Origin of the sequence: Roseibium denhamense, assembly GCF_009711415.1 — a bacterium.
GTDB lineage: Bacteria > Pseudomonadota > Alphaproteobacteria > Rhizobiales > Stappiaceae > Roseibium > Roseibium denhamense.
In genome coordinates this window covers 69,317-89,228 of sequence record NZ_SMLZ01000116.1, presented here as the reverse complement: position 1 = coordinate 89,228, position 19,912 = coordinate 69,317, and the positions used below count along the sequence as shown (strand labels likewise).

The window sequence follows — 19,912 nt, the reverse complement described above, 5'->3', positions numbered from 1 at the left end:
CTCCAGCGGACAACAATCAAGCCAGCGTGATGTCCGGAGCCGCCAACATCTTTTTGCAAATGCGAAAAGATATCCGCTGTTTCAGAGGGATGGAAAGTGAGCCAAAAGCAGGGCCCGTTCAAATAACCTCACCTAGGCAGGGACGGCGGCATAAAAGCGGGCGATTTCATCCCGCGTGGGCAGAGAGGCTGCAGCGCCCATTCGGGTCGTCGCGACAGCAGCGGCTCTCATTGCGAAACCGATTGCATCCCGGACCGGTTTGCCGTCCGCCAGCTCGCTTGCAAGCGCACCATTAAAGCAATCTCCGGCCGCAACGGTATCAACACTGTCCACGCGAGGCGCTGGAAGAGCGCCGCTATCACCATCAAGCCACCAGGCAACACCGTCGCCGCCCATGGTGATAATAGCGCCGCGCAATCCGCGCTTGGAAAGTTCTTGTGCAGCCTCCAGGGCTTCTGCGAGCGTCTGGGGGACCGCGCCCAGCAGGCCGCCGGTTTCGCTGGCGTTGGGCGTGATGACATCAAATGCCGCAAGACTGTCCGTGCCCCATGGAATGTCCGGGGCAGGGGCCGGATCCATGATGACCAATGCGCCTCCGGCCTTGGCGAGCCGCGCCGCTTCTATGCTGGCAGTCAGCCCGACTTCGTTTTGAAGAAGCAAAACACTGCTGGCGGCCAATTTGCCTTTATGCTTGCGGACATCTTCTGCCGTGATCGCATCATTTGCGCCCCGTGCCAGACGGATGATGTTATCTCCATCCGGCCCGACATCGATGAACGCGGTTCCGGTGGCCGTCTTGCGGAACCGGAACAAGTCACACTTCACGCCGAACCCGGCAAGCTGCTGTTCAGCCAGTTGCCCGAAACTGTCCCCGCCGACCGCGCCGATGAGTGTGACATCGGCCCCCATTCGGGTCGCTGCCACCGCCTGGTTGGCCCCTTTGCCGCCAAGTGCGCTTGCACTGTCCTTGACGGCCACCGTTTCACCAACGGCCGGCCAGCGGTCGAGATAGTTCACCAGGTCAACATTAATGCTTCCGAAGACGGTTACCGGGCTCAAAACGCAACCCCACTGATCAAGATAAGATTTGCATAAGGCGTGGTTTCGCCCGTGCGGATAACGGCACGCGCCTTGGCTGTCCGCGCTTTCAAGCCCTCATGATCGATCTTGGAAACCGAGACCGCCGATGGCCAAGCCTCCAGCTCTTCCAGCATCATCCGTTCAACATTCTCAGCCGCTTCCTGCGCATAGACCGCAGCTTCCACGGCCAATTCGCTGCGCAGCGCGGCCAGAACGTCCTTGAGGCTTGGCACACCCGCCATAACAGCCAAATCGATGACCGGAGTACCGGAAGGGACGGGCAGGCCGGCGTCGGCCACGACGATTTCATCCATATGCCCGAGCGCCGCGACCAGGGCGCTCAGATGCCGGTTCAACAAGATGCCGCGTTTCATTTGGCCGCATACTTTGCGCGGTAATGGTCAAGGATGACCGCAAAGACGATGACGACGCCGGTAATCATCTGGCGCATGAAGTCGCTCAGGCCAATCAGAATAAGACCGTTGGCGAGAACGCCGATGATGACAGCGCCCAGCAACGTGCCAATCACGGAGCCGCGGCCCCCGCTGAGGCTTGTACCGCCGATGATAACAGCGGCAATTGCGTTCAGTTCAAATCCGATTCCGGCAATTGGGCTAGAGATGTTCAAGCGGGCCATGTAGACGATTGCCGCGATCCCGGCAGTAAATCCGCAAATCGTGAAGGCAGCAACCTTGTAGCGGAATACGGAATGTCCGGCGAGGCGCACTGCTTCTTCATTGTTCCCGATCCCATAGAGAATCCGGCCGAAAACGGTGAAGTTCAAAATGAACCAGGCCACAAACACCAGCAGCAGCGCGACGAGGAAAACGACGGGGACGCCGTAGATCATCGCGGAGCCGAATTCCTCAAAGGCAAGCGGAAACGAATAGATCGTCTGCGCATCCGACACTTGAAGCGCGGCACCGCGGGCAATGTTGAGCATGCCGAGGGTGATGATGAAGGAGGGCAGGGCCCAATAGGCGCTGATCACACCATTGAACACTCCGCACAGAACACCGGTCATGGTGGCGGCCACAACCGCAAGCGCAATGGCCTCGGCAGGTCCGAAACCCGGCAAGGTAATCGCCTTGCCCGCCACCACGGCAGCAAAGGCCATGACCGAACCGACGGACAGATCGATCCCGCCGACCAGAATGACGAATGTCATTCCAACCGCAAGAACGAGATTGATCGTGATCTGCGTCAGGATATTGGTGATGTTGTTCGGGGTCAGAAAGTGTTCCGTGAAAACGGAAAAGAACACGATCAACGCCAGAAGCGCGAGGCCGATGCCTGCATTGTGCAAGACCGTCCGCAACGACAGTTGCGGCGTTGACCGGCCGCTTTCGGAAAGGGTTTGAGTTGTCATTGAGCTTGTCCTCCGGCGGCGTTTGCACGGCCATATGCCAGGTTAAGGATGTTTTCTTCTGAGAAGTCGGGGCGCTTGAGCTCCCCTTGAATTTCATGATCTGCAAGGACGAGGATACGGTCGGACAAGGTCATGAGTTCCGGCATTTCCGAGGAAACAACGAGCAGCGCCACGCCTTCGCGCGCCAGTCCCTTCAAGATTGCGTAGATTTCCGCCTTGGCCCCCACATCGACGCCCCGGGTCGGCTCGTCCAGAAGCAGAACCCGCGGGTTGCGGACGAGCCACTTGGCCAGGACAACCTTTTGCTGGTTTCCCCCGGACAGGCTGGAAACCGGATCGGACGTCTTTCCGTATTTGAGCTTGAGACGCGCACCGGCCTCACGCGCCTGCCGGTTCTCGGCGGGAAACTGCAAGAGCCCAAGCTTTGAAACGGCATCCATATTCGCCATGGATGTGTTGGCGGCAATCGGCATATCGAGGACAAGGCCTTCGCCCTTGCGGTCCTCGGTCACGAACCCGAGACTGCTTGCAATCGCGTCCCGTGGACCGGAAAAGCGGATCTCCTGGCCATCGCGGAAAATGCGGCCCGACTGAACCGGATCCATTCCGAAAATCCCGCGCAGGATCTCCGTCCGGCCCGCTCCGACAAGTCCGGCAATGCCAACGATTTCGCCGTAGTGGAGGTCAAATGTAACACCCCGGTCTTTGGGATTGGCCGCTGTCCGCAAATCGTCAAGCCGGAGCGCGACATCCTGCTGATGAACGTCCTGGTGCTCTTCCTTGATTTCAGCTTCCAGGCGCCGTCCGACCATGCGCTGAACGACACCTTCCGGCGATGTCTGCGCGATCAGGTCCGTCGCAATTGTCTTGCCGTTTCTAAAGACGGTTACCCGGTCACAAATCCGGAAGACTTCATCCAGGTGATGCGACACGAAGACGACGGTGACTCCATCCGCCTTGATGGCCTCCACGATTTCGAAGAGCCGCTCGGTTTCCCGTTTTGTAAGGGTCGCCGTTGGTTCGTCCAGAATGAGAATTCGGCTCTTAGACTGCAAGGCACGGGCGATTTCCACGAGCTGCTTGTGCGCAATTCCCAAGGAACTGATCGGCGCGCGCACATCGATGTCATCAAGCCCAATCGCCTTGAGCGCTTTTACCGCCCGTCTGTTCAATTCCTTGCGGTCCAACAGGCCAAGGCGGGTCCTGGGCAGTTTTTCGATCGAGATGTTTTCGGCGATACTCAGATGATCAAGCAGGTTGAATTCCTGATGGACTACCTGAACACCATGCTGTTTTGCCTCATGGGGGCTGGCGGGATTGTAGACGCTGCCATCCAAGAGGATGTCACCGGAATCGTATGGAAACGCACCGGACAAGATCTTGATCAGCGTCGACTTGCCTGCGCCATTTTCTCCAACAAGCGCATGAACTTCCCCCTGTTCAAGGGAAAAACTGACGCCGTCGAGCGCTTTGACGCCGCCAAAGTACTTTTTCAGTCCGTCGACGGAGAGAAAAGCACTGCCATGCGTTGGTAAAGGCGCCGCGCCGGGTGCTGCTGCTGCCATGATCCGTCTCGTTTTAATGAAAGAGAAGAGGGGCCCCCGCCCAAAGGCTGATCAGACGGGGGCGTATGGAAACGGCGGTTAGTTCGCTGTTACCAATTCAATCGGCGTCTTGACCCAGCCCTCAAGCTCAGGTCCGCCCTGTACGACTTCCAGTGCCAGATCGATGGCATTGGCCGCCATGTCTGTGCCGAACTGGTCAACGGTCGCCAGCATCCGGCCGTCTTCGATCATCGGGCCAACAGCCGGGATGTTGTCAAAGCCAACGACGAGAATGTCATCGCGGCCGGCACTTTCCAGTGCCTTGACGACACCAATCGCCATGGAATCGTTGGCAGCCATAACGCCTTGAATGTCCGGATGGGCCGTCAGCATATTGGAGAAGACCGAATTGGCCTCTTCGGTTTCCCAATGAGCCGTGCGGCTGTCGAGCAGGTCGAGCTTGAACTCAGCAACGGAGTCTTCAAAACCGAGACGGCGCTGAGTGGCATTATCCGCCCCCGGATTGCCCTCGATGATGACGACCTTACCGCCTTCGCCGAGTTTTTCGCCGAGCGCATCACCGGCAAGCTTGGCACCACCGCGGTTGTCCGGACCAACAAAGGCCAGTTCAACGCCGCGTTGTTTCTTCGCATCTTCATCCAGCGCGACATCGAAGTTCACCACAACGATCCCGGCATCCATCGCCTTCTTCAATGGCCGGACCATGGCCCGGCTGTCGGCAGGCGCGACCACAATGGCGTCGACACCTTGGGTGATGAAATTCTCGACCGCATTGATCTGGGATTCAAAATCGGTCTCGTTCTGCATGCCGACCGCGAGAAGTTCGTAGTCGCCGCGCTTTTCCTGGTGCGCTTGCGCGCCCACCATCATGTTCTGAAAAAACTCGTTGGCGAGCGATTTCATGATCAGGCCAACCACAGGCTTGTCATCTGCCATCGCGGTCCCGGCAAGCATAGCAAGGCCGCTCACCGCGCCAGCGGCGATCTTCAATAACTTCATGATTTTCCTCCCAAAAAGGTCTCACCTCCCACCGCTTTCCGCAGGTGGCCAAGGTTGATCTATTTGAATACACGTGCGGGCAGGTCCGTCAATATGAAACGTTTCATTTTTTTGAATGCATTCATTTTTTGCTGAGCCAGGTGCGCTGCAGCATCAAAAATAGAAGTGCAGATACAAACGCTTCGGGACTGACGACAACTGAGGCAGGACCTCCAATTATTTTTGTGAAGAAGGCCCGGTCGGGCCGGATTTTATGGATATGCCGGAAGGCAACCGGCTAGTCTACAGGCGCATAGGCCGGCCGGAAGACCACAAGAAACGGACATGGGGACATGAAGCTGACCCAAGAAAACCGCATCGTCTTGTCAAGTGACCACACCGCCATTGACCTTCGGAGGGCCATTCATGATCACACAGCCCGCATTGAGATGATCCAAGCCTGACTTACCCGGTCGTCGAAAATATGACCCCTGGAATTGGCCGCGGACCGGGCTCAGATCTGAAACCACCCTTGCGGGGAAGGGCGTGACCGCTATCTCGTTATCGTATGAAGAAAACACCAGACCTTTCCAGCGCCCATGTGAGCGACATCGTGCAGATGGCGCTTTCAGATCATGTCAGTTTCGACGTTATTCAGCGGGAATACGGATTGAGCGAGCCGCAGGTCAAAGAGCTGATGCGCTCGAACCTGAAACCGGGAAGCTACCGGGCCTGGCGCAAGCGCGTCCGGGACTTCGGGGACAGGCGGGCACATTACAAGTGAAAAGCCTAAAGACTTTCCGGGACAAGCGGGCCTTTTTTTGTGAGACCGCACTCCAAACCTATGATCGCCGCCTGGAAAACCCCGGCAGGACCTGAATAACTCCATGAAATTCCTTCAGAAAAAGACCTTAAAATGTCGATGAGTAAACCGCGAATTGGCATCATCGGGGCCGGCATGGCCGGTCTTGCCTGCGCCCGCAGTCTGGCCGCATCAGGCGTATCGCCCACTCTTCTCGACAAGGGAAGGGGCGTTGGCGGACGCTTGGCAACACGCCGCGCTCCGGGCGGTCTTTCGTTTGACCATGGCGCGCAATATGTCACGGCCAGGTCTGACGGGTTCATCGCAACGCTCAATAGTCTTTGCGACAACGGCGAGGCTGCGGAATGGGTTATGGAGGGTCAAACAGCCTTCACCGGCGTTCCATCGATGAATGCGCTGGCGAAGGCCCTTGCGGAGGGGCTCGATATCCGCCGGGAAACAAAAGCCGACAGGATCGAAGCTCACGGCAACGGCTGGACCGTTTTTGCGGGTTCCGACAGTTTCGTGTTCGACGTGCTGATTGTCACCGCCCCAGCGCCCCAAACCGTTGACCTGCTCGGCGGCGATCACCCCCTTGCGCGCCAGATCGCGCATGTGCGGTTGTTGCCGTGCTGGACGTTGATGGCCGCATTCACGCAGCCGCCGGACGTGACGTGGGCCAGCCGGCGCGACCCGTCCGGCGTTCTTGCCTGGATATCTCGCGAAGCGTCCAAACCGGGCAGGGCGGACACGGCCGCGTTCGTGGCGCAGGCAAGCCCCGAGTGGAGCAAGGATCATCTCGACCATGACCGGGCAGATGTTGAGACACTTCTTCTAAAAGCCCTGTCTGACACGCTGTCGGTCGATCCAGGATCGGCCCATCATGCAGCTGCCCATCGATGGCTCTACGCTAAGACCGAAACGCCGCTCGGATCGCCCTTTCTCAACAACGCCGAGGCGACGCTCTATTTCGGCGGAGACTGGTGCCTTGGGGCAAGGGTCGAGGCCGCTTGGCAAAGCGGAACCGCCATTGCCGAAGACGTGCTCCGGCAATTGGCGTGATCCTTTGAAAATGCGCCGGTGCCCTTCCTGATTGAAAAAACACCTGGTGTTGGCCTTGTCCGGCTTCCCGTCCCGCGCGGCGGCGGCGTCGCACCTTGGAAGGCGTCAAAAATCAATGCGGATTTGGGTCCTGCAAGGGTTCTGACCGGATCGCAGATGTCTTGAGGATCCGTCGCTCCATCAAGCGCTGGAAGAGTGCCGGCGACAAGCGGTTCAGCAAGTTGGACGCCCGCGCCACCCGGCCGATCGGGATGAAATCACGCTTGGCGGCAAGACCCCGGTAGAGTTCTTCGGCCGCCTGCCCGGGAGTTACGCTGTCGATTGCATCCTTTGCAGCGCCCGGACGGGCAAGACCACTGGATGGCGTTCCCGGATTGGTCGCGATGAAACTGGGCGCGGCGATGAGACAGGACACACCGTGGGGCCGTTCCTCGGAGCGAAGTGAGCTGAAAAAGCCCTCCAGTGCATGTTTGCTGGCCGCATAGGCGGTGCGATAGGCAAGGGGACTGAAGCCTGCCACCGACGAAATGGCGAGATGCGTTCCCCGGGACCGGCGGATATCCGGTCCGAACAGGCCAGCCATTGCGACAGCGGCAAAGTAATTGACCTCGAACACCCGGCGGTGATCTTCGGTCAACTGCTCCGCAAAAGGGCCGATATGCGTGATGCCCGCGTTGTAGACCACCATGTCGATGCTGGGCCGCGCTTCGCGGAGTGAAACCGCGGTTTCGGCAAGTTGAACACCATCGGTGATATCGCAGCCAATGGCGCAGGTCCGCGGCAGATCCCGCAACTGATGCAGTTCGGGGCCCGGCAAATCCAGCGCCACGACGAACCAGCCATGGTCTCTGAGTTTGGCTCCAAAAGCTTTGCCGAGGCCGCCCGCGCCACCCGATATGATCGCCGTCTTTGTCAAAGCCCTGCCTCCTTCCGCCAGAGTTCAAAGACTTCTGCGCTGGACAGGGCCGGCGTGTAGCCGAAGCGTGTTTTAAGGGCCTGGTTGTCCAGGACCGGGCGGTACTGCAAAAACCGCACCTGCTCCGGACCGAATCTTGACAGGCCCAGAGGCTTTGCGACCGCCAGTGCTGTTTTGACCAGCCAGGCCGGAAGGCGGATCAAGGGCTTTCCAAGAATATCGGCAAGGTCCGCCATGGACAGGGCACCATCACCGGCCACGTTAAACGTACCCGGCGGGCCGTCCGTCGCCGCCCGCTCCAGAATGCGGGCTAGATCCTCGGTCCAGATGAATACGAACGGACTGGCGCTGCCATTTAAAGCGATCAGGCGGGGCCGGCGGAAAAGGGACGTGATCTGGTTCTCAACACCAGCTCCCAAAACGGTGCATACCCTCAGAACAACCTGTTCGAGGTGCGGCGTTTCCCGGCGGGCAGCCGCCAGAAGCATTTCGACCTGGCGCTTGTGATCCGAATAGGGAAACTCCGGATTTCCGCGCACCGGGTCGCTCTCGCGCAACCAGGCAGCATTGTCCGCGTGATAACCATAGGCGGCGCCGGAGGAGGTCACCACCAGCCGTTTGACCTTGGCAGTGAGGCAGGCGGACAGAACGTTGCGCGTCCCCGTAACATCGACCTTATAGGCGAGTTCTCGGTTTTTGGGCTCAAGAACCGAGGCAAGATGGATGACGGCATCCGGACATTCGCCGGGCAGAATGTGCGCCGGGTCCGCTCCAGTAACATCCATGGGCAAGAACCGGATGCCGTCCGGGAGATCGGAGGGTTTTGCAATATCGGTCACCAGAACATCGTGGCCACCCTGCGCCAATAGGCTGACAAGCCGCCGTCCGACCATGCCGGCTGCGCCCGTAATCAGAATACGGCTCATCTTGCCGCCTCCGTGCGGGCAAACACCTTCGCTATCGTCAAGCCGGAAATCGCGTGCCACACACCCCAAAAGGCGGCCACGATCGCCATCCCGCCAAGGCCATGAAAAAACGAAAAGATCAGCGCGAGGCCCAGCCCGGAATTCTGGATGCCGGTTTCTATCGAGATTGCACGGCGGTCGTAGGGGGCAAGCCCCGCAAGCGTTGCGGTCAGGTATCCGCCGGACAATGCAATGGCATTGTGCACGACAACCAGCGGAATGATGGCCGGGCCAAAAGCAAGCAGGAAATCCCAGTTCGCATAAAGCGCAACGACGATAAATCCGAGATAAATCGCCATGGACAGTTGCTGCATTGGGCGCCGCAATTTGTCAGAAACGGCCGGGAGCCGGTGGCTCACCGCCATACCGGCAGCCAGCGGAACGATCAGCATCAAACTGACCGTCAGGGTGACTTGCACCGGATCTATATAGATGGTTGTCAGAAGATCCCGCGCAGGCGGATAGAGACTTCCCCAAAACGCGATGTTCAAAGGCGTCAAAAGGATTGCGCCGATCGTGGTGAAGGCCGTCAGCGATATCGCCAATGCCGCGTTGCCGCCGGCGCGGTGCGTGATGAAGTTGGAGATGTTTCCGCCTGGGCAGGCCGCCACCAGGATTAGCCCGAGCGCGACCGAGCCGCGCGGCTGCACGACCAAAACCAGCAAGAAGGTGAGGGCGGGCAATACCAGAAACTGAGACAGAAGGCCCGTTACAAAGGCTTTGGGGGCCCGCAGGCCAGCCCGGAAATTTGCCGGCTGAATATCGAGCGCCACGGAAAACATGACGATCGCAAGCACGGCATTCAAAAGCCAGAAGGCACCGGGGGCAAAGTTGAGGACAGCTGCGTCAATATCAATCATGACGCAGACCCTGATGCGGGCAGGACATCAGACGCCGCCCTGGGGGCCGCATGCTCTTCGCAGGTTCGCGTCTTTGATGTTTTTAAGCGCGTTGATCCGTTGATGGACCGCTTTCAGATAGGCCTTCTTGTCGACGTAATAGGCCATCCGGGCAAGCTCAAGATAGTCGACGCCGCCTGTTTCGCGCTCAAAGCGCTGCGCCTTGTGCGCCCGGATCCGGTCCGCTTCCGGATTGCCGGTCTCAAGGCCCTTTATATAGTGCGCCACCAGTTCGGCCTGATCATGCCGTCCCTGCCAGCCCAATCCCGTTGCCTCCAGCATGCCCAGAACAAACAGGTCATCCCGCTGAGGGTGCATACAATTGAGGTAGAGGTGAGGGGCAGCGCCCACCCAATTCAGCTCGGCCTTGTCGATGAACGGATAATCCAGGACATAACCTGTCGCCGTTACGATCATGTCATAGCAGCCAGAGGTGCCATCCTTGTAATGGACGGTTTCGCCGTCCATCCGGTCAATGTCCGGACGGATCTTGATATCGCCGTGACCGGCATGGAACAGGATCAGCGAATTCACCACCGGATGGCTTTCGTAGAGCTTGTAGCCGGGCTTTGGAAAGCCGAGACGCTGGGCATTTCCTGCAAACCAGTTCAGCGCAATACCATCGATCTTCCGGCGGGCCCACATCGGCAGACGGCTTGTTCCGGAGAGCGTGTCCGCCGGTTTGCCGAACATGTATTTCGGCACGAAGTAATAACCCCGCCGCATCGACAATTCGACGCTTTTCGCGTGATGGACAGCATCGACCGCAATATCACAGCCGGAGTTTCCAGCGCCCACGATCAGCACCCGTTTTCCGTCAAACTGCCTGGCGGTTTTATAGCCGGCCACGTGGATCAATTCGCCAGAGAACTTGCCCTGAAAGGACGGGAAGTTGGGCGTGGACAGGGTTCCGTTTGCGATGAGAACACCATTGAAAACGTCTTCCCGGTCGACACCGCCGCTGTCGCGCCAGACAACCTTCCAGCCCGCCGTGTTCCCGTCCATAGGCTCGGTTTTCAGCACCTTTGCCCCGAAGATGAAATTCTCTTAAAGGTTGTAGGCCTTCGCAAAGTCCTGGAAATACCGGAGCATTTCGGCATGGGACGGATAGTCCGGTGTCCCGGCGGGCATTGGAAAATCGGAGAATTCGGTCTTCGTCCTGGACGAGATCAGATGCGCGCTTTCATACATGGTCGACCGTGGTCCGCGAATGTCCCACACGCCGCCCACATCCGAGTGCAGCTCAAACCCCTGAAACGGAATCACCTTTTCCTTCATAACCTTCGCCATTGCCAGCCCCATGGGCCCGGCACCTATCAAGGCAAAACATTCCCTTGCGCGAGCACAAGGTGACGCGCTTTTATCGCTTTGCATGTTTCCTCCCAACCACGCAGGTGGTATTCTTATATTGAACAATTGTTCAGACTAAGCAAGCGGTTTGTCAATGGCAAAAGCAGAAGTTGCAATCCGGCGCCGGGCGCCGAGCAAAAAGTCCCTTGAAACCAAGGCGCGGATCCTGGATGCAGCAGAGACGCTCTTTGCCCGACGCGGGTTTGACGGCACATCGGTTCGCGATATTGCAAAACTGGCCGGGGTTCAGGTGGCATTGGTGCACCACCATGGCGGCCCCAAGGAGGACTTGTTTCATCAGGTTATCTCCCGGCGTGCGAAACCGCTTTCAGACCTGCGCCTGACCGCACTTGAGAGCCTGAAATCCGCGGGCGAGGGACTGACGGTGCGCGCTGTACTTGCCTGTTTTGTGGAGCCGTTTTTGGACCGCACACTCAAGGATGAGGCGCCATGGAGGGCCTATGGCAGGCTGATCGCGCTGGTGTCGGCCGACGAACGCTGGCGGGAGATTGCGGCAGATTGTTTCGATCCCACGGCAGCCGTTTTCGTGGACGAGCTTTCAGAACTGATGCCGGAAGCCACACGCCTTCAGGTAAGTTCCGCCTTTGTGTTCATGGTGTCCGGCATGCTCGCATTGACAGCCAGCAGCTGGCGGATCGGTGCGGTTGCGCAAAGCGACGATGCGGCCGATTTATCCGGAACGCTGCTGGATTTTTGTGAAGCTGGTTTCTCAAGCGTATGCGGCGGTGCCAATCCGTCTGCCTGACAGGAACGACACCGCCAAATTCCTTGTGGGGAAGGGCAGAAATGGCCGAAGCGCTTGGTTGGAGCGGTCTGTCAAAGCCATTTCGGTTCTGTCGGGAAGACACTTGCAACAGACTGATAAGGCCAGGGTGCACCTCACCCGGGAGCCGGACAACGACCCAAACTATTCAGCGGCTTTGCGAACTCCGCGATAATTGTCAGGCCGATATCCCGGATCTTTTTCTAACTTTTCATCCACAGTCGGATGAACGCTTTGGCCAACATAACCGTCTGCCAACACAGTCCTTTTAAAGAGCGGGAGTCGCCGATAAACACCTTTTAAGTCATTTTCCACCGGATCCATCAGGTTCGGTTTGCGATCCTGATGACCAACGTAGTCCCACTCGAGTGCAATGCCATGTTTGACGGCCTTCGAGCACATCCAATGGAACGTAATGTTGGAAAGCCCGTCTACTTTTTTACCACCACCGACACCGCCATGGGCACCTGCGAACCACACCTGTTCAATTGTCTGACCGGCCGGGCTGTTAATTCCCTTCTTCCAAAGAGTTGGCGAAAAGGCGCCCCTTTGTTCGTCAATCGCTACCGCATGGTAGGCGTGTTTTACGTTGCGGCCTAGCTCAACGTCATGAAACTGGAACTTTCGATTGATGAGAGCTGCTTCATCCAAGATTGGAATGCCCAACGAACCAACAGTGTCCCAAACACCAACGAACTCGATCTCTATGTTTGGGTGCACACACTCTGCAAGGTTCGTCTCTGCGATAGGAGGCCGATCCCCAGGACGGGTACGATAGTATTCGTAGGCTTCATCAATAACTTCGTCATACGATTCCACCACGCCCAAATGCCGCAAAAGACTGCTGCCTTTGTCCACTTTGGCGCGATCAATGATGCCCACGGCACCTATTAAACCGCCAATGCTACGTGCAGTGAAAGCACCTCGGCTGAAACCAAGAAGGTAGATTTTGTCGCCTGGATTATAGTGCTCTATCAGGAACCGGTAGGCATCCTTAACGTTTTTGGAAAGACCAACCCCAAAAGCTCCCCCCAACAATCGGTCTATGAAGCCGGACGTGCCAACGCCTTCATCGTAGTGAGCAAGTTGCAGATCGCTATGTTCATCGCGTTTGTAAAGTGCTCGATAAAAATGAGCGACATTTGTCGGGTATTCTTGGTCTTCGGTCTGCCAAGTACCGTCGCACAATATGACAAGTTTCTTTCCAGCCATGACGAAACTCCGAAAAAAAAGCATTATTAAAACAACTCGATTATACACCAAATGGACGTATAATGGAATGCATGCAATTTCTACGGAGCCAAAATGCAGGATGAGTGCAACGGATTTGAAAATGTGAAGGTTCGAACCTTCCGCATCCAAAAAGACCTCACGATATGGCGAATGCCTCCAACATCGCGTTAATTGGGTTCTTGAGACGATGACGACGCAAATTCAGCCTTGGGGGTCACGGATAGCGGCCCGCCTACATACATTGTTGTCACTAGCGAGAATGGTCGCGATTTTTGCGAGGCAGTACGGTCACAAGCAGGGACGTGAACCGGGCAGGGCGGGAGCCGGGTTGACCACCCGCAGCCCCACCATATCGAAGGGCCGGCAAGTCTTACGGGGAGAAGGCGGTATCGATTTGACAGGGAAACCAAAGCTCACAAAGACACGCTTAGTTGATAGGCACAAGCCTTAAATCAGCGCGACCTCCAACGGTTGCTTTTGACAGCGTCAGGATGCTGTAGTTCATCTTCAGCAGTGCTGCACGAATGCCTTCATACTCGGTATGACTTACCTTACAACAAGCTGGTCGAGCGTGTCGGTCAAGCTGTCTCTGATATCCGCCAACTCATTCCACATCACGTCATAAAAGTCCGCATCGATCATGACTGTGTCCTGGTAACGAATTCTGAAGTAACAGTGACGATACACGGGTTCGCCGTTGCCCCGGCGTTTAAATTGACTGGTTGGCAACAAAGGCTCATCGCTCAACATATTGCAACTTACTATGGTGTCCGCCGTCGCAAGATCGCCGTCCTCTTGAAAATAGTAATAATGCGTGTACCTCTTCGGCCGGTTTGAAACGCGGACGACCGCGCTGCGCATTGATGCATCTTTTAAAACCGTCATGTCGGGGTCGGTGTCAGGGTCAAGGGAAAGTATCACCCTCATCTGACGTCTGGTGTTATCAAGGTTCTTGTTCGACTTCTCATTGTAGATATAAAGGATGCGAAAGAGTTTTCCGGTTCTTTTTTCGATTTCCTCTTCGATTGTCTCGATGCTGCTTAAGTAGAGTTCACTTTCTTCGCTTAAGACTTCGCGATAATACGAATTGCGACCGAAGCCTTCGCAATATTTGAACTTCATTGGACCTATACCAGCAATCTTGCTTTCAATATCTGGGGCAAACGGGCAAGCCGGATTGTCTTGCTCCCCGGCATAGACGGAAAAAGGGTGGGCGAGGATCCAGAATAACAGAGTGCTAAAGACGACAAGTCTTTTCACACCTCGCAGCGCATCGTCAAATCTCACAAATTTTTCGCCTTATAAGTGTTTTTGCCAGACTTGCTATTCTGTATTGATTTTACTTAGCGCAAGACTAGCAATTTATTGGTGTTTCACAAAGTGTTTCGCGTTCGCCACGCTTTGAGGTTTGGCTGTTGAAAGGACACTCTAGAAATCGGAGTTGCGGGTGGCATCGCTGAAAGACCGAAATGCCGATGGAAGAGCAAACAGTTCGAAGCCTGCCTGATAGCCTATTGGTTTCAAACAGAAGCCGCACTTGGAAATAGCGCGCACCCGTGGAGTTTCAAGTCTAAATGCAACACCACCCGGATGTGTTCGGAGCAGGGAGGTTAGACCCCACTCAGGTGTGCTGGTCAGGGTTGCTAAGGCTGAGTGGGGTCGGATGGTTTGCGAGATGATGGAACCTATTGAGCCGCATGAATACTCATTAGTAGCTCGGCATTAATGCAGCGGGCCGTTGAATATCTCCTCACGAAATACTTCTCGGGGCGTTCGGTAACCCAGGCACTTTCGTGGCGTGTCGTTAAGGCGGTCTATGAGAAGGCGGATCGCGGGTTCAGAAACACTCAAAACGGTTGTGTCCCTTGGTAGGTAACGTCGAACGCGTTTGTTCATGTTCTCAACACTACCCTTTTGATAAGGCGCGGAGGGGTCGCAAAACCAGGCATCTATTCCCAGTCCTAGTTTCAACTGCCGCCAAGAGACAAACTCAAATCCACGATCAAACGTCAGGCTTTGCCGCGCATAGCAGGGCAACGGGCTCATTTCCTTGATAAGCCGGTCCATAATTGGTTTGGACTGACGGTCGTTGTTTTTGAATAAAACGACAAATCGGCTCTTCCGTTCAATCAACGTGGCCACATTGGCTTGGCCCTGCGCGCGCTCAAAGATCATCAAGTCGCACTCCCAGTGACCGAACTCCTTGCGTTCTTGTACTTTTTTGGGCCTGTGTCTGATCCGTCGTTCTTCTGGAAATACCGGATTTTGCGGTTTCCGAGCAAAACGGGGGCGGCGCTTCTTACGGCGCTCCGGCAGAAAACGAGCAAGTTGTTCTTCGCGGCCTTCAGGGGAGTAAACATATTGGTAGATGGTCTCGTGACAGACCGTCGCTTTCATGTGTGGCCCTATCTTCATGCGACCCGCAATCTGTTCAGGTGTCCATCCATTCTTAAGTCGTTGAATGACATCGCGTCGCAACGCTTCAAATCGATACAGCTTGCCACTACGGCGGCGTCGGTCCCGTGCGATGTCGTTCGCCGTCATAGGCCAATATCCGTCTGCATCACGGAACTCATTATCATGCCAGTAGTTGCGTCTGATCTCGCGGGAGATCGTGGAACGGTCACGACCCAGGTGACGGGCGATATCAGACTGGCTGAACTTCTGGTCCCGCATCCGAGATATCGTTTTACGCTCTTCAAAACTTAAATGACCAAATCGCAGGCCCATATCTCTTTCTCCCAAAAGCACGCATCATACTGATTTTGTTGCATTTCAGGATAGAATGTGCCCCGGCTACATACATAATTCGCATAATCAATATTATGGAATATTTATTGTGCTATATTTTCTGGCGGAATTCAGCCCGTTGCTGGAGGCTCAATCCGGCGCGCCGTCTGTTTCATCTGCATCCGCATCAATGATCGTCTGCGCAAGGCCGTAGGAAAATCCGGCGCGAACCAGTGCGGCCAGATCCTTCGTGCGCCGGTCGGCCCGGTGCTCCGCGCGCCGGTATGGACCCAGCCGACGCCGTTTGGCGTAGGCCCAGGCAGCCGCACCATCCGTATCTTCAGAGGTTTCAAGCAGCTCATCGATCAGGGCACCGTCGATCCCTTTGGACTTTAAAAATGCCACGATCCGCAATGCCGATTTGCCGCGCCGCCGCAGGCTTGCGATTTTGGTTTCCGCGTAAGCCCGGTCATTCACAAGGCCTGTCTGGACAGCCTTATCGACCACGGCATCAATCGCTTCGGCATAGCTTTCAGGAGCAAGATCATGGGCCATGCAGGCCTTATAGACCTTGCGCTCCAGGACCTTGCGCAAGTTGTCCGCAGAAGATGCGTAACGTTCGAGATAATAGACCGCTTGGCGCTCAAGCCGGTCCTGGCTCGGGATTTTGGGACGCCGCTTTTCAGACATGCATCTGAGCACTCACCACCGCCTCCAGTGCATCCAACTGGACGGTCATGCCATCATAAGCCGGCTTAATACGGTCCGGCAGTTCAGCCAGGAGCGTTTGGTAATCGAGATCGTTATGCAAGTTGGTGAAAATGGCCCGTTTGGGCGCGATCCGCTGTGTCCAGGCCAGCGCGTCCGCCAGACAAAAATGGCTTGGATGGGGATTCCGCCGCAGGCAATCAAGGATCAGCACGTCTAGTCCTTCCAAGCGTGAAAGGCTTTCATTTGGAATATCAGACACATCCGGGATATAGGCGATCCCATCGATCCGAAACCCGAGCGCCAGGATATCACCATGAACAACCTCTATCGGTTCCAGGCTGACCACACCGCCGGCACCTGAAATCCGGATGGGCGTGTTGGACACTATGCCATGATGATCCAGGATTGGCGGATAGCTGGAGCCTTGCGGCGTCTCAAAACAATAGCCGAAAGCTGCCATTGCCCGCTCAAGCGTCGCGTCATTCATATAGACCGGAACGCGTTTTTTGCTGCGGATCATGAAAACACGCAGATCGTCGATACCGTGCAGATGATCGGCATGCGCGTGGGTGTAAACCACGCCATCGACATGCTGCACATCTGCATCCAAAAGCTGCTGGCGAACGTCCGGACCGGTGTCAATCAACACCGTTGTGCACCCGTTTTCCCCAAACTTTTCCACAAGCAGTGAACACCGCAGGCGCCGGTTTTTCGGGTTGGCCGGATCGCACTGGCCCCAATCATTGCCGATGCGCGGAACGCCGCCGGAAGACCCGCAGCCCAGGATCGTAAACTTGAGGCTCATGCAGCCGCCGAACCGGTTTTGGCAAGACTGCGCGGCACTTTTTGGAACAAACGAAAGAAGTTTTCCGTCGTCTGCCGTGCCATTTCCGCCTCGGACACACCTCTTGTTTCGGCAAGGACCGCAGCTGTCATGGCCGTATAGGCCGGCTCATTGCGTTTGCCCCGCCGCGGCTGCGGTGCCAAGTATGGCGCATCCGTCTCGACAAGCAGGCGGTCGGCCGGGATTTCCTTTGCAATTGCACGCAGGTCGTCGGAGCGCTTGAACGTCAAAATACCGGAAAAGGAAACATAAAGGCCCAGCTCGACACCTTTCATTGCAAGATCACGGCCGGACGAGAAGCAATGCAACAGGGCCGGGAACGCCCCCTTCCCCATTTCGTCCTCAAGGATTGCGGCCATATCCGCATCGGCATCGCGCGCATGAATGACAAGTGGAAGCCCGGTCTGACGTGCGGCTTCGATATGGATCCGCAAGCCCTCGGCCTGCGCGTCTCTGGGGGCCTTATCGTAAAAGTAGTCGAGCCCCGCCTCACCAATTGCAACCACCTTCGGATGCTGGCTCAGCGCAATAATCTCTTCGGCCGGTATCCCGCGTTCAGCACCGGCATTGTGCGGATGGGTACCAACGGAACAAAAAACGTTCGGAAATTCTTCTGCAATTGCAAGAACCTGCGGAAATTTGCGGATATGCGTGCAGATCGTGACCATCAGGTCTACGCCGGCGTCCTTGGCCCGCGCAATCAGATCCGGGCGCTCTCCATCAAAGTCCGGAAAATCGAGATGGCAATGGCTGTCTACGAGCATTTTGGTCCTTGTTTATCACCTTGGCGTCTTTGGCCTGACATCCGCGTCTTTTTACGCGCAATCGCACTGTCAGGTTTGGCGCAACTTCAAAAAGAAATCCAGGACCGCTTGTTTGCGGTCAAGATTAAGCGCATCCGTTTCGGCAAAGAGCGTCCGCATGTCATCCCATATGCGAACATAGCGGTAAGACTCGGATATGCCCGCGCCAACATGTCCGCGCATCTTCACATGCAGCCAGTTTGCCACCAGATGCTGGAAACTCTCCCAATTATCTGTCTGGCCCCGGGCCGCAACAAGATCGGCCAGCGCATGAACCTTGCCAAGATCTGCGGCCGGCCCCGCATCGGCCAGAGCCTGAACACCTGAGGCAATTGTCAAGCCGTCTCCGGCAAGCAGCATGAATGCAGAACGCAGGCTGCCATCTGCCGCGGCAGAAATTTGCTGCAAGGCGCGTTCATCCTCCGGAGCCTGAGGAGCCAACTGCCGGATGCCATTTTTGATATCTTCAGCCGTCAAGGCGTCCATATCCAGGCAGCGGCACCTTGACCGGATCGTCGGTAATAGCCGCCCCGGCGCATGACTGAGAACCAGGAAGATGCATCTTTCCGGCGGCTCTTCCAGGATTTTCAGCAATGCGTTGGCCGAACTTGCATTCATGTCGTCCGCGGCATCCACAATGCACACCCGCCAGGCCCCGGCAGAAGCTGTGGTTCCGAAAAACGAAACGGTCCGCCGCACTTCGTCCACCGGCAGATCGGCCTTGAACCGCTTGTTCTTTTCATCCCAAGGACGGCGTAAATGCAGGATATTGGGATGGCCTCCGGCGCGGACCTGCCGGGCGACGGGATGATCACCCGGAACATCCAGGCTCTGCGCGGCCAGAACATCGCCGGAAAACCGGTCCGGATGGGAAATGACGAACTTTGCGAAGCGGAACGCAAGCGTTGCCTTGCCGATCCCCTTCGGCCCGCCCAGGATCCAGGCATGATGCAACCGCTCCGACCGGTACGCATTCAACAGCACCGCCTCGGCGCGCGCGTGCCCAATGACCTGATCTTGCTCGTGCGGCAGCGGAAGACCTGGCAGTGCGTCTACTTCCGGCACATCAACCGGCTCGTTGCGGCGGGCCATGGTCAGCTCATCTCTTCGAGTGCGGATACCCGGCTGGCGTCCGGAAAGGCATCGCTAAACCGCTCACGAACCGCCGTCTCGATAGCTGACGTGACTGCATCCTGATCCCCGGTGCCGTCAATCACTTCAAACCGGTAGGCTTCCTTAACTGCAAGGTCGAGAAACAATCGCCGTCTGTTTTCATGAACCGCAAGCGCCTCGTCCTCGAACCGGTCCGGACCGCCCGCACCATCAGCCTTTGACCTCGCCGCAACTCTTTTCAGGCCGATTTCCGGCGGCACATCAATGAGGATTGTCAGCTCGGGTCTTCTGCCTGCCGTTGCCGCGACTTCAAGGAGATCGAGATAGGCCGGATCGACACCTGCCTCACCCTGGTAGACGCGGGTTGAGTCCGCATACCGGTCGCAAAGGACCCATTCGCCCCGCTCCAGAGCTGGATTGATTGTATTATCGACGTGATCAGCCCGTGCGGCCGCAAACAGCATCGCCTCGCCGCGCGGCCCCAAATCCTTCGCACCGCCGGACAAAAGCATATCCCGGATTTTCTCAGCTCCCGGCGAACCGCCCGGCTCGCGGCTCACGGTCACAGTCTGCCCATGCGCTTCCAGAAACGCCTTGAGACGTCTGATTTGGGTGGACTTTCCAGCACCCTCACCGCCTTCAAAAGTTATGAAATGTCCTGGCAATGCTTGCTCGGCCCTTGAATCAAAACGCCGCTGGTTCCGCCAG

19 protein-coding genes and 1 pseudogene are annotated in these 19,912 nt (G+C 56.8%); 3 read left to right on the top strand and 17 right to left on the bottom strand.

From position 1 onward, the window contains the following. Positions 1-132: 132 nt before the first annotated feature. The 5 genes from E1180_RS20365 to E1180_RS20345 all read right to left on the bottom strand — a co-directional run bounded on the left by E1180_RS20365 (position 133) and on the right by E1180_RS20345 (position 5,013). Positions 133-1,059: a ribokinase gene (locus E1180_RS20365; RefSeq protein WP_155194281.1), complete on the bottom strand. Its 927-nt coding sequence runs from the start codon at positions 1,057-1,059 to the stop codon at positions 133-135. After that, entirely contained in the window at positions 1,056-1,454 is a 399-nt protein-coding gene (gene rbsD / locus E1180_RS20360) for a D-ribose pyranase (protein WP_155194278.1), read from the bottom strand. The genes E1180_RS20365 and rbsD overlap by 4 nt, the downstream gene beginning before the upstream one ends. After that, complete coding sequence (locus tag E1180_RS20355) at positions 1,451-2,449, bottom strand: ABC transporter permease (protein WP_155194275.1); 999 nt, start codon at positions 2,447-2,449, stop codon at positions 1,451-1,453. Before E1180_RS20355 ends, rbsD begins: the two co-directional genes overlap by 4 nt. After that, on the bottom strand, positions 2,446-4,014 hold the full coding sequence (locus tag E1180_RS20350) for a sugar ABC transporter ATP-binding protein (protein WP_155194273.1): 1,569 nt from the start codon (positions 4,012-4,014) through the stop codon (positions 2,446-2,448). Before E1180_RS20350 ends, E1180_RS20355 begins: the two co-directional genes overlap by 4 nt. Positions 4,015-4,092: 78 nt before the next feature. Then, on the bottom strand, positions 4,093-5,013 hold the full coding sequence (locus E1180_RS20345) for a sugar ABC transporter substrate-binding protein (RefSeq protein WP_155194271.1): 921 nt from the start codon (positions 5,011-5,013) through the stop codon (positions 4,093-4,095). Between the two features lie 547 nt (positions 5,014-5,560). Between E1180_RS20345 and E1180_RS20340 the strand changes: the two genes are divergently transcribed. Together E1180_RS20340 and E1180_RS20335 are read left to right on the top strand one after the other, a co-directional pair. Beyond that, a complete protein-coding gene (locus tag E1180_RS20340; RefSeq protein ID WP_155194269.1) occupies positions 5,561-5,776 on the top strand; it encodes a TIGR03643 family protein in 216 nt (71 codons plus the stop codon). A 132-nt stretch (positions 5,777-5,908) separates the two neighbouring features. Then, positions 5,909-6,856 (top strand): NAD(P)/FAD-dependent oxidoreductase, encoded by a 948-nt coding sequence (locus E1180_RS20335; protein WP_208997276.1) that lies wholly within the window; start codon positions 5,909-5,911, stop codon positions 6,854-6,856. Between the two features lie 112 nt (positions 6,857-6,968). Here E1180_RS20335 and E1180_RS20330 read toward each other — a convergent pair whose 3' ends face one another. The 4 genes and pseudogenes from E1180_RS20330 to E1180_RS20315 all read right to left on the bottom strand — a co-directional run bounded on the left by E1180_RS20330 (position 6,969) and on the right by E1180_RS20315 (position 10,914). Continuing rightward, positions 6,969-7,772, bottom strand: a complete 804-nt coding sequence (locus E1180_RS20330; protein ID WP_208997275.1) for an SDR family NAD(P)-dependent oxidoreductase — start codon at positions 7,770-7,772, stop codon at positions 6,969-6,971. Then, positions 7,769-8,698 carry an SDR family oxidoreductase gene (locus tag E1180_RS20325; RefSeq protein WP_155194265.1) on the bottom strand — a complete coding sequence of 310 codons (930 nt, stop codon included), beginning with the start codon at positions 8,696-8,698 and terminating at the stop codon, positions 7,769-7,771. Before E1180_RS20325 ends, E1180_RS20330 begins: the two co-directional genes overlap by 4 nt. Beyond that, the gene (locus E1180_RS20320; protein ID WP_155194263.1) at positions 8,695-9,597 is read right to left on the bottom strand and encodes a bile acid:sodium symporter family protein; all 903 of its coding nucleotides are present in this window, start codon (positions 9,595-9,597) and stop codon (positions 8,695-8,697) included. Before E1180_RS20320 ends, E1180_RS20325 begins: the two co-directional genes overlap by 4 nt. A gap of 27 nt (positions 9,598-9,624) precedes the next feature. After that, positions 9,625-10,914, bottom strand: a pseudogene (locus E1180_RS20315) (flavin-containing monooxygenase). 166 nt (positions 10,915-11,080) lie between these two features. Here E1180_RS20315 and E1180_RS20310 point away from each other — a divergent pair. Further along, positions 11,081-11,752 (top strand): TetR/AcrR family transcriptional regulator, encoded by a 672-nt coding sequence (locus tag E1180_RS20310; RefSeq protein WP_155194261.1) that lies wholly within the window; start codon positions 11,081-11,083, stop codon positions 11,750-11,752. A 162-nt stretch (positions 11,753-11,914) separates the two neighbouring features. Here the strand turns inward: E1180_RS20310 and E1180_RS20305 are convergent, their stop codons facing one another. The 8 genes from E1180_RS20305 to tmk all read right to left on the bottom strand — a co-directional run bounded on the left by E1180_RS20305 (position 11,915) and on the right by tmk (position 19,869). Then, a complete protein-coding gene (locus E1180_RS20305; protein ID WP_196220661.1) occupies positions 11,915-12,982 on the bottom strand; it encodes a DUF2235 domain-containing protein in 1,068 nt (355 codons plus the stop codon). Positions 12,983-13,549: 567 nt separating this feature from the next. Beyond that, positions 13,550-14,290 carry a hypothetical protein gene (locus E1180_RS20300; protein ID WP_155194256.1) on the bottom strand — a complete coding sequence of 247 codons (741 nt, stop codon included), beginning with the start codon at positions 14,288-14,290 and terminating at the stop codon, positions 13,550-13,552. 435 nt (positions 14,291-14,725) lie between these two features. Further along, a complete protein-coding gene (locus E1180_RS20295; RefSeq protein WP_155194253.1) occupies positions 14,726-15,733 on the bottom strand; it encodes an IS30 family transposase in 1,008 nt (335 codons plus the stop codon). Between the two features lie 150 nt (positions 15,734-15,883). After that, on the bottom strand, positions 15,884-16,423 hold the full coding sequence (locus E1180_RS20290; protein WP_155194250.1) for a regulatory protein RecX: 540 nt from the start codon (positions 16,421-16,423) through the stop codon (positions 15,884-15,886). Beyond that, entirely contained in the window at positions 16,416-17,249 is an 834-nt protein-coding gene (locus E1180_RS20285; RefSeq protein ID WP_155194248.1) for an MBL fold metallo-hydrolase, read from the bottom strand. The genes E1180_RS20290 and E1180_RS20285 overlap by 8 nt, the downstream gene beginning before the upstream one ends. After that, positions 17,246-18,052: a TatD family hydrolase gene (locus E1180_RS20280; RefSeq protein WP_155194246.1), complete on the bottom strand. Its 807-nt coding sequence runs from the start codon at positions 18,050-18,052 to the stop codon at positions 17,246-17,248. Before E1180_RS20280 ends, E1180_RS20285 begins: the two co-directional genes overlap by 4 nt. A gap of 69 nt (positions 18,053-18,121) precedes the next feature. Continuing rightward, positions 18,122-19,183, bottom strand: coding sequence for a DNA polymerase III subunit delta' (locus E1180_RS20275; protein ID WP_155194243.1), 1,062 nt, complete (start codon positions 19,181-19,183; stop codon positions 18,122-18,124). A 2-nt stretch (positions 19,184-19,185) separates the two neighbouring features. Next, on the bottom strand, positions 19,186-19,869 hold the full coding sequence (gene tmk, locus E1180_RS20270) for a dTMP kinase (protein WP_155194241.1): 684 nt from the start codon (positions 19,867-19,869) through the stop codon (positions 19,186-19,188). Positions 19,870-19,912: the final 43 nt, after the last annotated feature.

Coding starts and splice junctions, on each gene's coding strand:
- rbsD (WP_155194278.1), bottom strand. CDS start 1,454: ATGAAACGCGGCATCTTGTTGAACCGGCATCTGAGCGCCCTGGTCGCG.
- E1180_RS20355 (WP_155194275.1), bottom strand. CDS start 2,449: ATGACAACTCAAACCCTTTCCGAAAGCGGCCGGTCAACGCCGCAACTG.
- E1180_RS20350 (WP_155194273.1), bottom strand. CDS start 4,014: ATGGCAGCAGCAGCACCCGGCGCGGCGCCTTTACCAACGCATGGCAGT.
- E1180_RS20345 (WP_155194271.1), bottom strand. CDS start 5,013: ATGAAGTTATTGAAGATCGCCGCTGGCGCGGTGAGCGGCCTTGCTATG.
- E1180_RS20340 (WP_155194269.1), top strand. CDS start 5,561: ATGAAGAAAACACCAGACCTTTCCAGCGCCCATGTGAGCGACATCGTG.
- E1180_RS20335 (WP_208997276.1), top strand. CDS start 5,909: ATGTCGATGAGTAAACCGCGAATTGGCATCATCGGGGCCGGCATGGCC.
- E1180_RS20325 (WP_155194265.1), bottom strand. CDS start 8,698: ATGAGCCGTATTCTGATTACGGGCGCAGCCGGCATGGTCGGACGGCGG.
- E1180_RS20320 (WP_155194263.1), bottom strand. CDS start 9,597: ATGATTGATATTGACGCAGCTGTCCTCAACTTTGCCCCCGGTGCCTTC.
- E1180_RS20310 (WP_155194261.1), top strand. CDS start 11,081: ATGGCAAAAGCAGAAGTTGCAATCCGGCGCCGGGCGCCGAGCAAAAAG.
- E1180_RS20305 (WP_196220661.1), bottom strand. CDS start 12,982: ATGGCTGGAAAGAAACTTGTCATATTGTGCGACGGTACTTGGCAGACC.
- E1180_RS20295 (WP_155194253.1), bottom strand. CDS start 15,733: ATGGGCCTGCGATTTGGTCATTTAAGTTTTGAAGAGCGTAAAACGATA.
- E1180_RS20290 (WP_155194250.1), bottom strand. CDS start 16,423: ATGTCTGAAAAGCGGCGTCCCAAAATCCCGAGCCAGGACCGGCTTGAG.
- E1180_RS20285 (WP_155194248.1), bottom strand. CDS start 17,249: ATGAGCCTCAAGTTTACGATCCTGGGCTGCGGGTCTTCCGGCGGCGTT.
- E1180_RS20280 (WP_155194246.1), bottom strand. CDS start 18,052: ATGCTCGTAGACAGCCATTGCCATCTCGATTTTCCGGACTTTGATGGA.
- E1180_RS20275 (WP_155194243.1), bottom strand. CDS start 19,183: ATGGCCCGCCGCAACGAGCCGGTTGATGTGCCGGAAGTAGACGCACTG.